Source organism: Sulfitobacter sp. SH22 (genome assembly GCF_965641905.1).
In the GTDB taxonomy this organism is placed as follows: domain Bacteria; phylum Pseudomonadota; class Alphaproteobacteria; order Rhodobacterales; family Rhodobacteraceae; genus Sulfitobacter.
In genome coordinates this window covers 3,294,643-3,308,033 of sequence record NZ_OZ282573.1, presented here as the reverse complement: position 1 = coordinate 3,308,033, position 13,391 = coordinate 3,294,643, and the positions used below count along the sequence as shown (strand labels likewise).

The window sequence follows — 13,391 nt, the reverse complement described above, 5'->3', positions numbered from 1 at the left end:
CTGGCTCAAAAATATCCCAGGGAGTTTGAGGGACAGCGTCCCTCATTCCCGAAATAGACCGCATGTGCCCAAAGGGCACATCTCAGGGCCGGACGCTACTGTGCCGCAACTGCTCCCGCAACCGCCTCAACCTTCACAGCCGAGAATTTGAACTCCGGGATTTTGCCATAAGGGTCCACAGCCGGGTTCGTCAGAATATTGGCCGCCGCCTCGACATAGGCAAAGGGCAAGAACACCATGTCAGGCGACACCGCCCGATCCTCGCGCGCCATAATCTCGATCGACCCGCGCTTGGTCGACAGCCGGATATGCTCGCCAGGGGCCACCCCCAATTTGCGCAAGGTGGATGGGTGCAACGAACAGTTCGCCTCAGGCTCGAGCCCGTCCAGAACAAAGGACCGGCGTGTCATGGACCCGGTATGCCAATGCTCTAACTGCCGCCCCGTGGTCAGGATCATCGGATAATCCTCGTCCGGCACATCATCAGGGGCGACGATACTGGCCGGGGTGAACCGCGCACGCCCGTCCTGACGGGGGAACCCGTCTCCGAACACGATCGCCTGACCCGGATCGGTTGGGCTGGTCGACGGGTAGGTCACCGCGCCCTCATCCTCAAGCCGGTCCCATGTGATGTTGTTAAGCGACGACATGTTCAGCTTCATTTCCGCGAACACCTCGCTCGGATGCGTATAGCTCCACCCCAGCCCCAGCCGCTTGGCCAGTTCGACCTCGATCCACCAATCCTCTTTGGCATCACCGGGGGGGGCCACCGCCGCGCGGCCCATCTGCACCTGACGGTTGGTGTTCGTCACCGTGCCTGCCTTTTCGGCAAAGGCCGATGCCGGCAAAATCACATCGGCAAAATTCGCCGTTTCGGTGAGGAAAATATCCTGCACCACCAAATGCTCCAGCTTGGCCAGTGCATCACGGGCATGTTCCACATCGGGGTCAGACATCGCGGGGTTTTCACCCAATACATAAAGGCTGCGAATGTCGCCCTCATGGATCGCATCCATGATCTCGATCACCGTCAGACCCTTTTTATTGCTGAAATCCTCGCTCCCCCAGACCTCGGTAAAGGCCGACCGCACGCCGTCGTCTGAAACCGGCTGGTAATCCGGCAAGAACATCGGGATCAAACCGGCGTCCGATGCCCCTTGCACGTTGTTCTGCCCCCGCAACGGATGCAGCCCCGCGCCGGGCCGCCCGATTTGCCCGGTCATCAGCGCAAGCGAAATCAGACAGCGTGCGTTATCGGTGCCGTGAATATGCTGCGACACGCCCATGCCCCAGAAAATCATCGCCGCATTCGCCCCGGCAAAGGTCCGCGCCACATCGCGCAGCGTCTCGGCATCAATGCCGCAAATCTTGGCCATCTTTTCGGGGGTAAAGGTCTTGAGATGCGCCTTCTCGATTTCCCAGTTCTCGGTATAGGCCTCGATATATTGCTGGTCGTACAGCTTCTCTTCGACGATCACATGCATGATGGCGTTCAGCATCGACACATCCGTACCGGGCCGGAATTGCAACATATGCGATGCATGCCGCTTGAGCGCCTGGCCGCGCGGGTCCATCACGATCAACTTGCCACCGCGTTTGGTGAATTGCTTGAAGAACGTCGCCGCGACGGGATGGTTTTCAGTCGGATTCGCCCCGATCACAATCGCCACATCCGCGTTTTCGATCTGGTTGAAGGTCGCGGTGACCGCCCCTGATCCGACATTCTCCATCAATGCGGCCACCGACGACGCGTGGCACAGCCGCGTGCAGTGATCGACGTTGTTATGACCAAAGCCCTGCCGGATGATCTTTTGAAACAGATAGGCCTCTTCGTTGGTGCATTTGGCCGACCCGAAACCGGCAACACCGCGCCCGCCGATCCTCTTCATACCGTTGGCCGCGAAATCCAGCGCCTCGTCCCATGACGCCTCGCGGAAATGCGTGTGCCAATTGCCGGGATCGACGTTCAGCCCTTTTGCAGGCGCATCGTCGCGGCGGATCAACGGCTTGGTCAGCCGGTGCGGGTGATGGATATAGTCGAACCCGAAACGCCCCTTGACGCACAAACGTCCCTCATTCGCGGGGCCGTTAATACCTTCGACATATTTGATCTTGCCGTCCTTGACCTTCAGCGACACCTGACACCCCACACCGCAGAATGGGCAAATGCTGTCGACTTCACTGTCGAAATCCGCGCGGTCGCCCACCTGATCGGCGTCAACGACCGTGGCCTCCATCAAGGCCCCCGTCGGACAGGCCTGCACACATTCGCCACAGGCCACACAAGACGACGCCCCCATCGGATCGGCCATGTCAAAGGTCGGATAGCTGTCATGCCCCCGGCCCGACATGCCGATCACGTCATTCACCTGAACCTCGCGGCAGGCACGCACACATAGATTGCATTGAATGCAGGCATCCAGATTGACCCGCATCGCCACATGGCTGTCATCCAGCAGCGGTATGCGCCCCTCCTCCAACTTCGGAAAGCGGCTGGCCTCAACCCCTTCCATCGCAGCCATCTCCCAAAGATGGCTCGACTTGTCATGCGCCACATCCCGTGGCGGCTGATCGGTGACAAGCAACTCCATCACCATTTTGCGCGCGTTTTCAGCGCGTGCGTTGTTGGTGGTCACAACCATGCCATCCGTAGGCTCGCGCAAACAAGACGCTGCCAAAACCCGCTCGCCCTCGATCTCGACCATGCACGCGCGGCAATTGCCATCAGGGCGATAGCCCGGCGCAGGCGTGTAACACAGATGAGGGATTTTAAGCCCGCGCCCGTTGGCGACTTCCCAAATGGTCAATCCGGCCTCGGCCTCAACCGTTTCGCCGTCCAGCGTAAATGAAATTGTCTCGGCCATTGGGGGTCCTCCTGCAACGCGTCCCCGCACCATAAGGCGCAACGCCATTCCACGGCAGTCACAATCCCGACACACCACCCCGATTTTGCGCCACCGCTGTTTCCGATATGCGCCCCTTCGCTTCTCTGGCTAAAAAATATCCCCGCCGAAGGCTCCTGCCCTTCCAACCCGCGCAGCGCTTGCCTATCAAAGACCCAACAGCAAAAGGCGCACCCATGTCCCACATCACCCTTATCCGCCACGGCCAGGCCAACTCCGGTGCCACGGACGAAGCCAGCTATGACATGCTCAGCCCGCTTGGCCACCAACAGGCGGCATGGCTGGGCGACCACCTGCGCCATTCGCAAACCCATCACACAAGGCTTTATACCGGCACCCTGCGACGCCACATCGAAACGGCAGACGCCATGGATACCGGGCTGGAACCCACCCGCGACGCGCGGCTGAACGAACTTGAATATTTCACCCTCGCAACCCTGCTTGAACAACAACACGGCGTTCCCTTTCCCGACGATCAACACGGGTTCAGCGCCCACCTGCCGCTGGTGTTCGAAACGTGGAAAAACGACAAACTCGACAATCCGCCCGAAAGCTACGCAAGTTTCGAGACCCGCATTCAATCCGTCCTCGAAGAAATCGCGGCCGGCCACGGCCCTGCGCTGGTGGTGACATCCGGCGGGTTGATATCAATGGCGATGGCACAGGCCATGGGGCTTGGCGTGCCGGCCATGTCGCGCATGGCGCTGGCGATCATGAACACATCAATGCACCGGCTGTTTCCGATCGGGGGCCATTGGTCACCGGTCCTTTTCAACGCCGTCCCCCACCTCGACACCCCCGAACGGCGCACCGCGCAAACCCACATCTGAAAGGTCAGGCCATGCTCAAGCTCTATTATGCCCCCGGCACGATTTCGATTGCCGTTGCGATCACTCTGGAGGAAGCGGGACTGCCCTATGAAACCGTCAAGGTCGATTTCAAATCAGCCCAGCAGAGATTGCCCGACTATCTGTCCATCAATGCCAAAGGCCGGGTCCCGGCGCTTATCTTGCAAGATGGCACCGTCCTGACCGAAACCGGCGCATTGCTCGAATACATCGCATCCATCAGCCCCGCGGCGCAACTCATCCCCGCCGATCCGACACTTGCAGCCCATATGCGCAGCGCCATGTTTTATCTGGCCTCAACCATGCATGTCGCCCATGCCCATAAAATGCGCGGCAGCAGATGGGCAACACAACAGTCCAGCTTTGACGACATGGCCGCATTGGTTCCCCAGACAATGGCCGCCTGCGCAACATATGTCGAAACGCACCTGCTGCGCGGCACCAGCGTCCTGACGCAGGGCTTCAGCATCGCCGATCCCTATCTTTTTGTGGTGTGCAACTGGCTTGAAGGCGACGGGGTCCACCTCAGCGACTATCCAAAAATCCAGAACTTCATGACAATGATGGAAACGCGCCAAAGCGTCAAAACCATCCGAGAAAAGGCCATGCTATGACACAAACCCATCTGTGGGTCCGCGCCGAACAACGCGACAATGAAACCCGCGTCGGCATCACCCCGAAAGGGGCCGCTGCCCTGATTGAACAAGGCTTCAAAGTCACCGTCGAGGCATCGGACACCCGTGTCATCCCGACCGACGCCTACGCGCAGGCGGGCTGCACCATTGCCCCCCAATTCAGCTGGCCCCAAGCGCCATCCGACGTCATTATCTTCGGCCTCAAAGAACTCCCCGCCGATGGCAGCCCCCTGCCACACCGGCACATCATGTTCGGCCACGCCTACAAAGGGCAATCCTCAGGCCGCATCCTTTTGGAGCGGTTCAAGGCGGGCGGCGGCACCTTGTATGACCTTGAATACCTTACGACCGATGCCGGCCGTCGCGTGGCGGCCTTTGGCTATTGGGCAGGCTTTGCGGGTGCGGCCGTGGCCGTCACATGCTGGGCGGCCCAAATGCGCGGTGAAACCGCCGCGCCGATCACGCCCTCGAAAAATGCAGATGCTCTGACGAACAAACTGCAAGAAGAACTTGCAACACTCGACACCGACCAGCTGGATGCGCTTGTGATTGGGGCCCTCGGCCGCGTCGGGACTGGGGCCGCAGACCTGTGTAAACGATTGGGCATACCGGTCACGGCGTGGGACATGGTCGAAACAGCCAGCGGCGGACCTTTCCCTGAAATTCTGGATCACACATTGTTCTTCAACTGCATCCTTGCTGGTCCAACCACCCCCGTTTTTGTTCCCAAAACGGCCATCAATGCCCCTCGAAAACTACGTGTGATCGGCGACATTGCCTGCGATCCAGACAGCGCGTTTAACCCTGTACCAATCTACACCGAAGCGACAACCTGGGGAAAACCCGCATTGCGTGTCCATGACGCACCGCCCCTTGAGGTGACTGCCATCGACAACCTGCCATCGATGCTCCCTCTAGAAAGCTCCGAAGACTACGCCTCGCAACTTCTTCCTACACTCCAAGCGCTTTTGCAAAACAGCATGGTATGGCAACGCGCCGAAGCCATCTTTGGCAAACACCTGTCTGAAATCTGACCGTCTTCTCTGGCTCTTAAATATCCCCGCCGGAGGCGGTCTTTGAGCCACCCCAAAAGGAAGATGCCTCCGGCGGGGATATTTAAGAGCCGGAGAAGCAGGGGCACCCGCCGAAAATGTAATGTCGTCGCAAGACGACACCTTTTAATTGGGCTGATTTAACCAAAAAGGCGGTAATATATTGCGTCGGGCAGGAACCGGGCCAACCTGAAGAACAGTGAAAAGACAAAGGGGAAGCTCTTTTTAAAGCTATCGCTGTTCATGTGGTCGAAAACTTCTTGCGCGGCCTCTTCCGGCTCCATCAGGAACGGCATTTTGAAGTCGTTCTTGTCGGTCAGTTGCGTCTTGATGAATCCGGGATTGATCACCTGAACCTGCACCCCGGTTTTGCGCAAATCTGCATACATGCATTCTGCCAAGGACATCGTGCCGGCTTTGGATGCCGTGTAACCGATAGATCTTGGCAAGCCGCGAAAGGCGGTCAGGCTTGACGTGATGACGATGTGCCCGGCGTCCTTTTTGACCATGTCCGGCACGGTTTCGCCCAGCACACGCACAAGGCCGGTCAGGTTCACGTCAATCATCGCCGTCGCGTGATCTGCGTTCCAGTCTTTTGCACCGAACGGCCAATAGACCCCGGCCAGATAGACGATGCCGTCGACATCGCCGATGTTTTCAACAGCGGAGCGGACACTTTCAATGTCTTGCACATCCATGGTTTGATAGCGTGCCTTGCCCGGCAATGCCGCGACCAATTCCACCAGTTTTTCTTCGGATCTGGCGGACACGATCACTTCGGCCCCGGCACGGCAGAGCTTGTAGGCCAATGCCTCGCCCAGGCCAGCGCTTGCGCCAACGAGCCAGTACCGTTTGCCTTGCCAGGATTTCATTTTGGATCCCTTTTCCGAATGGTCGCTACCAGTTCAGCGACCTTGATGCCGAACTTTCGAAACTGGCTGCGGTTGATCAAAGTCCCTTCGGAAGTCAGATAGATCCAATCCACGGTTTGCAACGTGTGCCCCCCCACTTCTTCGGGCAATTTGATGGGATAAAGCATCTGGATCGTGGCCCCTGAATGGTGCCCTTTTCCAACGCCTGGCACATCGGGCGCTGTCGCAGTGAAGGTGCCATCGGGCCCAAGCTTGATTGTCCAAACCCGGTCTTGCGTCGATTTGTCATCATAGACGAAATGTTCGTTGATCGTCGCGGTGTCGCCGTTCCATTCAACGTTAAAGTCGGCGACGAACGTGCTGGTCACGCGCCCCATCGGCCCGAAGATGACGCCTTCGCAAACCATTTCCCCGTCCAGATCCTTTTTCATATCCAGAACGTTGAAATCTTCGACATGATCCTCGGGGCGCTGCGACGGAAAGTCAGCCACCAGATGGCGCAGCAGCACAACCCCTGCAACCAACCCTGCCCCGATCAAGAATGAGAGAATATCCATTACGTCCTGTCCTTTTCAAGTCTGGTTCCAACCAGCAACGCAATAGCCAACAGCTTGAGCAGACAGGGCAGCCCCGCATATAGCCAGATTAACGTCGTGATCGCCGCAGGAGGGGGGATCGCCATGCCGCTTTCGAACCCCGACATTTGTAGTGTTGGAAGTAGCGTAACAGCTGCAAAGGCAAGTGTGAACTTCGAGACAAGTGACCAAAGTCCAAAACCTTCGGCAGCAGAGGGCGATATCACAGCCAAACGCGTGGCAAACATCGCAGGCAGCAGCGTCAGATCAGCGCCAAGTGCCGCGCCCGATCCGATGCACACCAGTGCAAACAGCCCCACATCCCCCACTCCAAGGAACAAGGCACCGCCAAAGGCACCGATTGCCAGTACCATCGCGCCAAGCAAGACCCGTTTTGCGCCGTATCGTTCTGCAAGCATTCCCCAAAACGGTGCAGCGGCGGCGGCAGACAGGAAAAACAGCAAAAGCAACGGGCCTTCCCAACCGGGGGCCTGCAATGCGCTTTCGACATAAAACAGGAACAGCGTCGATGACACCGCGACAGGGGCCGCGTTCAACAGCGCGATCAGCAAAAGCCGTCGCGCCACCCCGTCCCGCAGAATGGTGCCAAAACCCGTCGCGGCGGGCAGGCCGATGTTGCGCCATTCACCGCGCATCGCCAGAACCGAAGCCACCGCCAGCACAGCAAACCCGACGGCGAAACCGGCAAAGGGCGCGTTCAGCGCAACGCCCAACCCCACCGGTGCAACAGAGGCTACGCAAACCCCCAGCAGCGCACCGGTTTCCCGCCAGCGCGCCAGCGACAGATGCCCTGCGCCGGGCAGGGTCGCGGCTTTGGCCACGCCTTGGGCATAAAAGCAGATCGTCAGAAAGCTGAACGCCGAAAACACGCCCGTCAGGGTCAGGCCAAACCACACAAGGGGCGGCAGCAAGGGCGGGATTGCAAACAAGGCATACATCGACAGCGCCATCAGACCGCTGGCAAAACCAACAGCCAGACCGCGATGGTTTCGCAACCTTTCAGACAGCCGCCCCAGTAACGGGTCCTGCACCACATCCAGCAGGCGCAGACCGAATAAAACAGAGCCTAACGCGGCCAAAGACACTCCGTATTCATCCAAAAAGAACTTGGGCGCGTGGATATAGATCGGCAAGCCGGCAGACGCCAACAGGGCTGCAAACAAGGCGTAGGCAGGCAGGTTATTCGAAGCGGGCTTCATCCGCGCGACACGTCTTGCTTGGGCGGTTCCGGTCTGGGCCGATAACCGCCACCTTTCCACCACAGCTTGACCGCTTGCCAATGGATCAACGCGAGGACACGGCGCGCGCCAAAAGGTCTGCGCAGCAGGGACCACGCAATGCGCGCGTTGGTCAGCGGCCTGCGCTTGCCGGTCAGGGTCGCAATCAACCCGCCGTCCCTTTGGGTATAGTCGATCCAGATGCCGATACGATCCTCGCGGATATCAAACCGAAAATCATAGCTCCCCTCGACCGGCTGAAACGGGGACACGTGGAAAATCTTGGTCGCGTGCAGATGATCGTCGGGCTTGATCTCGGACAGGTCGGGATGGTGGCACAGATAGCTGTGGCGGTCGCCAAATGTATTCGACACTTCGGCAATCACCGTGATCAAGGTGCCGTCTGCCCTGCGGCACAGCCAAAAGCTGACCGGGTTGAACACATGCCCCAGTACACGCGGCTGCGCCATCAATTCGATTTTAGCGACACCTGTGATCTGATGTTGCGCCAATACATCGCGCACCCAGGCGGCACCGCGCCCCGCGCCTTTGTCGCCGCCATGATCAATGTCCTGCAAAGACGTCACGCCAGCGCGATTGCGCGCAAACAGCAGCGGGGTTTTCAGATCGGCTTCGGCATCGACCAGCACATAATCCACCGAATAGCGAAACGCATTTTCCACACTGCCCTTGCGCCCGTGATAGGTGACGCCCGCAATGTGATCGACGCTATTGGTCACTCTGCCGCCAAGGACACCTTTGCCTCGCCTCTGATCGCGCGCACGACATCGACAGCGCTGGAAAGCCCGTCTTCGTGGAAACCGTTTTTCATCCATGCCCCACAGAACCACGTGTTGTTCGTCCCGTTAAATCCGCGCACCTGTTCTTGGGCACCCAGGGCTTCCATATCATAAACCGGATGGCGCAGGGTCACCTGATCATAGATCAGTTCCTCGCGGATCGGGCGTTTGGTGTTCAGGGTCACGAAATGCAGATCATCCATCGGGATCGGTTGCAGCGAATTCATCCAATAGGTCAGGTCGATCCGGTCGGATTGCTGCCCCTTATCCTCGCAATAGACCCAGGATGCCCATGTCTTCCGGCGCTTTGGCATGATGCTGGTGTCGGCATGCAGCACAATATTATTCGGCTGGTATTTAACCGCGCCCAAAGCGGCCTGCTCCTGCGCGCTTGGGTCTGACAACATCGCCAGCGTGTCGTCGGAATGGGTGGCAAACACCACCTCGTCAAAGCGTTCCCAATCGGCACCGTTCGATTTCACTTCGACCCCGACGGCCGTGCGCCGCACCGACTGCACCGCAGCGCTTAGGCGGATATCGACCCCTTTGGCCGACAACGACGCGCCCAGACGGTTGACGTATTCCTGCGACCCGCCATTGACCGTGTACCATTGGTGCTGGCCCGTGTGGCTGAGCAGGGCGTGGTTTTCGAAAAAGTCGATCATCGAATAGGCCGGAAAATCCATGATCTTTTCCACCGGCGTCGACCAGATCGCGCCCGACAAAGGGGCAAGATAATATTTCCGGAAATATTCGCCCGCGCCCAGCTTCTCAAGAAAGCCCTCGATGGTCAGCGACCGGTCTTGAGCGATCTTGACGGCGGAGTTGTTGAACCGCAAAATATCGCTGAGCATCCGCAGGAATTTCGGGTTCGCCAGATTGCGGCGCTGCGCAAAGATCGAATCCATCGTCATCAGGGCATATTCCAACCGGCCGCCATCAATCGACGCGCCAAAGCTCATGTTGGATTTGATCACTGGCACGTCCAGTTCTTTGAACAAAGCGGCCAGATGCGGATAATTGGCATAGTTGAACACGATAAAACCGGTATCGACCGGCTGGTCGCCATTCTTGCCGGCCATTTTGGTACGAGCATGACCGCCAAGTCTTGCTTCTGTCTCGAAAATCGTAACGCGGTGATCGTCGGCCAGCATATGCGCGGCCCCCATCCCTGAAATCCCGGCACCGATAACGGCAATTTTACGTCGTCCGGTCATGAGGTCGGGCTGCGGCGGGTCGATGGCTTCAAACGGCATAAGAGGGCGGTGTCCAGTATGTTCAGGTATCGTGGATGTAATACGAATGAGGCACACGCCAAGAATTAATTTAGGTGCGTGGAAATATAATTAACCACCTGCCTGATGCCCCGCGTTAACCAGGGTCAGCGCGCGCTGTCGGGGGTTGGCTTGGTCAGGGGCACGACGGTTCTGTCCTGATCCGAAATCTCCTCGAAGTCGAAATTGTCCAGCCGCGCCGCGCGTTTTCCTGCGCGTTCCGCTGCGGTTCCCAGCCCTTCGAGGTCAGCACGCGCCTGCCCGAAATGGGTGTTCAACTTGCCCACGCGTTCCACCACGATCTCGACATCGCGGTGCAGCATCTTCAACGTCTTGCGAATGGCCCCCGCCTGTTCGCGCATCCGTGCGTCTTTCAGAATGGCCCGCATGGTGTTCAGCGTCGCCATGCAGGTGGTGGGGGATACGATCCACACCCGCGCGGCAAAGCCTTCGCGCACCAGTTCGGGGAAATTGGCGTGCAGTTCGGCATAGACCGCTTCCGAGGGCAGAAACATCAGCGCGCCATCTGCGGTTTCGCCTTCGATGATATACTTGTTGCTGATCGCGTTGATATGCGCCTTGACGGCGACGCGCATGGCACGGGCTGCGTCTTTAAGCTCGTAGTCCGACTTGGCCTTGCGCAGGGCCTCATAGGCTTCCAACGGGAATTTGCTGTCGATGACGATGGGCCCCGGCGGGTTTGGCAGATGGATCAGACAATCGGCGCGTTTGCCAGACGACAGGGTCGCCTGCATTGTATAGCTGTCGCTCGGCAGGGCCTTGGACACGATGTCATTCAGCTGGATTTCACCGAACGCGCCGCGCGTCTGTTTGTTGCTCAGGATATCTTGCAAGGACAGCACATCGCCGGACAGCTTGGTGATATTCTCCTGCGCCTTGTCGATCGCCGCCAGCCGTTCCTGAAGCTGCGTCAGGCTGGTCGTGGTTTGTTTTGACGACCCGTGCAAGGTGGCAGACATCCGTTCCTGCATCTCGGCCAGATTGCGGGCCGTGCGCGCGGCGTTTTCGGCCAGCCGGTCCTGCATCTGCTGCTGCACATGGGCCATCCGCGCCTCGATGCTTTGGATCATTTGCGCCTGTGCATTCGCTTGCGTATCCGACACGGTCTGCAAACCGCCGCGCAGCTGTTCCTGCCCCATGCCAAGCTGCTGCACATGGCCGCCCATAACCTGCATCTGCCGCGCAAGCGGTTCGGTCATCCGCGCCGATCTGCCCGCCGCGCGCACCGCCATGATCAACAGGATCAGGACCAACAGCACCAGCGCCGCAGCCCCAAGCACCATCAAGACACGCGGATCATTCAACGCATAGCTTTGCCCGTCGATCTGGATCATGTGCGCCCGAACAGCCGTTCAATATCGCTGAGCTTCAGTTCCACATAGGTGGGCCGCCCGTGGTTGCATTGGCCGGAGTGAGGCGTTGCCTCCATCTCGCGCAGCAGCGCGTTCATTTCTTCGCCGCGCATCCAGCGGCCAGACCGGATGGAGCCGTGACAGGCAACCCGGCTCAGGATCGCCTCGATCCGGGCCTGGACCGTGTTGGACTCATTCTGATCGGCAAGTTCGTCGAGGATATCCAAAATCATCGCCTTGGCATCCACGGTGCCTAAAATTGCAGGGGTTTCGCGCACCGCAATGGCGCTGCCGCCAAAGGGTTCAATTGTCAGGCCCAGTTTGGTCAGCTCATCCGCCACATCCAGCAGACGCGCGCAATCGGAGGCGGAAAGATCGACGATCTCGGGGATCAGCAATGCCTGCGCGGCAACCCCGTTTTCAGCCATCTGACGCTTGAGCTTTTCATAGACCAGCCGTTCATGCGCGGCGTGCTGGTCAACGATCACCATGCCCGTGGCGGTCTGCGCGATGATGTAATTCTCGTGCACCTGCCCGCGTGCGGTGCCCAACGGATAATCGGGGGCCTCTTGCGGGTCTTCGGTTACGGGCGCTGCGGGTGTTTCTACCCTGCCCCACATGCCGGCGGTTTCGGCAAAACCGGGGGCCTGCGCCTGATAGGCCACAGTCCGCGCGCCAAGCGAGGGGCGGTCCATCTGGTACACCCGCGCGCCGGTCTGTTCAGGCCGCATCGCGCCCAAGGTCGCATCTGCCACGGTGGTCGAGGCACGGTGCCCCGCATCTGCCAGCGCATGACGCAAGCCGGATACGATCAAGCCACGCGCAAGACCCGGATCACGAAACCGCACCTCTGATTTCGCGGGGTGCACGTTCACGTCGACCAAGGTCGGGTCGCAATCGAGGAACAGCGCAGCCGCCGGATGGCGGTCACGGCTGAGCAGATCAAAGTAAGCGCCCCGCAGTGCCCCAACGAGCAATTTGTCCCGCACCGGACGGCCATTCACGAACAGATACTGCGCCACGGCCGTGCCGCGCGAATAGGTCGGCAGCGCGGCAAAACCTGTCAGATGCAGCCCCTCGCGTTCGGCATCGATGGGCAGGGAATTATCCGCAAACTCGCGCCCTAACACTTGCGCCAAACGGCCATGAAGGGCGGCGAACATGTCGCCCTGTTCGGCCTCGGCACGAAAGACTTCGCGGCCCGGACCATCGCCCGACACGTCGCGCAGGGTAAAGCGCACAAAGGGTTCGGCCATGGCCAGACGTTTGATGATGTCGGCAATCGCCTGTGCCTCGGCGCGGTCCGTGCGCAGGAATTTCAGCCGCGCGGGCGTGGCGAAAAACAGATCGCGCAGGGTCACGACCGTACCACCATTCAGCGCGGCGGGCCGCACAGGGCCGGTTTTGCCGCCGTTCACGGTGATCTCGGCCCCGTCTTGGCCCGCGACGCGGCTGGTGATTGTCAGACGGCCCACGGCCCCCAGCGACGGCAACGCCTCGCCCCGGAAACCGAAGGTGTGAATGTTCAGCAAGTCAGAGCCGTCGATTTTCGAGGTGGCATGACGCGACAGGGCCAGCGTCAGATCGCCCGCCGCGATACCGCAGCCATCATCCGTGACGCGGATCAGGGTCTTGCCCCCGTCGGCATATTCAACGGTGATCTGGCGCGCATCGGCGTCGATGGCGTTCTCCACCAGTTCCTTGACGGCTGACGCTGGGCGTTCAACCACCTCGCCCGCAGCAATGCGGTTGATCGCGGTTTCATCAAGCTGCCGGATCACCGGAGCCATATCGCTTATATTGGGGTTCGGATGTGCCATA

At 59.4% G+C, this 13,391-nt stretch carries 11 protein-coding genes; 3 read left to right on the top strand and 8 right to left on the bottom strand.

Going from position 1 to position 13,391, the window contains the following annotated elements; genetic code table 11:
• Positions 1-95: 95 nt before the first annotated feature.
• A complete protein-coding gene (gene fdhF, locus ACSQ13_RS18150) occupies positions 96-2,864 on the bottom strand; it encodes a formate dehydrogenase subunit alpha (RefSeq protein ID WP_295511131.1) in 2,769 nt (922 codons plus the stop codon).
• Positions 2,865-3,079: 215 nt separating this feature from the next.
• On the opposite strand from fdhF, the gene ACSQ13_RS18145 reads away from it, so the two are divergent.
• Genes ACSQ13_RS18145 through ACSQ13_RS18135 form a run of 3 tightly spaced genes read left to right on the top strand, consistent with a single transcriptional unit; the run spans position 3,080 to position 5,420 of the window.
• Positions 3,080-3,733 carry a histidine phosphatase family protein gene (locus ACSQ13_RS18145; RefSeq protein WP_176249021.1) on the top strand — a complete coding sequence of 218 codons (654 nt, stop codon included), beginning with the start codon at positions 3,080-3,082 and terminating at the stop codon, positions 3,731-3,733.
• Between the two features lie 11 nt (positions 3,734-3,744).
• Positions 3,745-4,365 (top strand): glutathione S-transferase family protein, encoded by a 621-nt coding sequence (locus tag ACSQ13_RS18140; protein WP_176249020.1) that lies wholly within the window; start codon positions 3,745-3,747, stop codon positions 4,363-4,365.
• Positions 4,362-5,420, top strand: coding sequence for a saccharopine dehydrogenase (locus ACSQ13_RS18135; protein WP_295511126.1), 1,059 nt, complete (start codon positions 4,362-4,364; stop codon positions 5,418-5,420). Before ACSQ13_RS18140 ends, ACSQ13_RS18135 begins: the two co-directional genes overlap by 4 nt.
• Positions 5,421-5,578: 158 nt before the next feature.
• On the opposite strand, the gene ACSQ13_RS18130 is transcribed toward ACSQ13_RS18135, so the two are convergent.
• From ACSQ13_RS18130 to mutL, 7 genes are all read right to left on the bottom strand, one after another.
• Positions 5,579-6,310, bottom strand: coding sequence for an SDR family NAD(P)-dependent oxidoreductase (locus ACSQ13_RS18130; protein ID WP_176249018.1), 732 nt, complete (start codon positions 6,308-6,310; stop codon positions 5,579-5,581).
• Positions 6,307-6,867 (bottom strand): DUF3833 family protein, encoded by a 561-nt coding sequence (locus tag ACSQ13_RS18125; RefSeq protein WP_295511124.1) that lies wholly within the window; start codon positions 6,865-6,867, stop codon positions 6,307-6,309. The genes ACSQ13_RS18130 and ACSQ13_RS18125 overlap by 4 nt, the downstream gene beginning before the upstream one ends.
• Positions 6,867-8,105, bottom strand: coding sequence for an MFS transporter (locus ACSQ13_RS18120; RefSeq protein ID WP_295511121.1), 1,239 nt, complete (start codon positions 8,103-8,105; stop codon positions 6,867-6,869). Before ACSQ13_RS18120 ends, ACSQ13_RS18125 begins: the two co-directional genes overlap by 1 nt.
• A complete protein-coding gene (locus ACSQ13_RS18115) occupies positions 8,102-8,863 on the bottom strand; it encodes a DUF1365 domain-containing protein (RefSeq protein ID WP_295511119.1) in 762 nt (253 codons plus the stop codon). The genes ACSQ13_RS18120 and ACSQ13_RS18115 overlap by 4 nt, the downstream gene beginning before the upstream one ends.
• Complete coding sequence (locus ACSQ13_RS18110) at positions 8,860-10,179, bottom strand: NAD(P)/FAD-dependent oxidoreductase (RefSeq protein ID WP_176249014.1); 1,320 nt, start codon at positions 10,177-10,179, stop codon at positions 8,860-8,862. The genes ACSQ13_RS18115 and ACSQ13_RS18110 overlap by 4 nt, the downstream gene beginning before the upstream one ends.
• Before the next feature lie 125 nt (positions 10,180-10,304).
• Positions 10,305-11,552, bottom strand: coding sequence for a DNA recombination protein RmuC (locus ACSQ13_RS18105; protein ID WP_295511115.1), 1,248 nt, complete (start codon positions 11,550-11,552; stop codon positions 10,305-10,307).
• Positions 11,549-13,390, bottom strand: coding sequence for a DNA mismatch repair endonuclease MutL (mutL, locus tag ACSQ13_RS18100; RefSeq protein WP_295511113.1), 1,842 nt, complete (start codon positions 13,388-13,390; stop codon positions 11,549-11,551). The genes ACSQ13_RS18105 and mutL overlap by 4 nt, the downstream gene beginning before the upstream one ends.
• Position 13,391 lies beyond the last annotated feature (1 nt).

Bases quoted from the DNA above. Each gene is read 5' to 3' on its own strand.
- ACSQ13_RS18135 (WP_295511126.1), top strand. From the start codon at position 4,362: ATGACACAAACCCATCTGTGGGTCCGCGCCGAACAACGCGACAATGAA.
- ACSQ13_RS18140 (WP_176249020.1), top strand. From the start codon at position 3,745: ATGCTCAAGCTCTATTATGCCCCCGGCACGATTTCGATTGCCGTTGCG.
- fdhF (WP_295511131.1), bottom strand. From the start codon at position 2,864: ATGGCCGAGACAATTTCATTTACGCTGGACGGCGAAACGGTTGAGGCC.
- ACSQ13_RS18105 (WP_295511115.1), bottom strand. From the start codon at position 11,552: ATGATCCAGATCGACGGGCAAAGCTATGCGTTGAATGATCCGCGTGTC.
- mutL (WP_295511113.1), bottom strand. From the start codon at position 13,390: ATGGCACATCCGAACCCCAATATAAGCGATATGGCTCCGGTGATCCGG.
- ACSQ13_RS18125 (WP_295511124.1), bottom strand. From the start codon at position 6,867: ATGGATATTCTCTCATTCTTGATCGGGGCAGGGTTGGTTGCAGGGGTT.
- ACSQ13_RS18130 (WP_176249018.1), bottom strand. From the start codon at position 6,310: ATGAAATCCTGGCAAGGCAAACGGTACTGGCTCGTTGGCGCAAGCGCT.
- ACSQ13_RS18145 (WP_176249021.1), top strand. From the start codon at position 3,080: ATGTCCCACATCACCCTTATCCGCCACGGCCAGGCCAACTCCGGTGCC.
- ACSQ13_RS18120 (WP_295511121.1), bottom strand. From the start codon at position 8,105: ATGAAGCCCGCTTCGAATAACCTGCCTGCCTACGCCTTGTTTGCAGCC.
- ACSQ13_RS18110 (WP_176249014.1), bottom strand. From the start codon at position 10,179: ATGCCGTTTGAAGCCATCGACCCGCCGCAGCCCGACCTCATGACCGGA.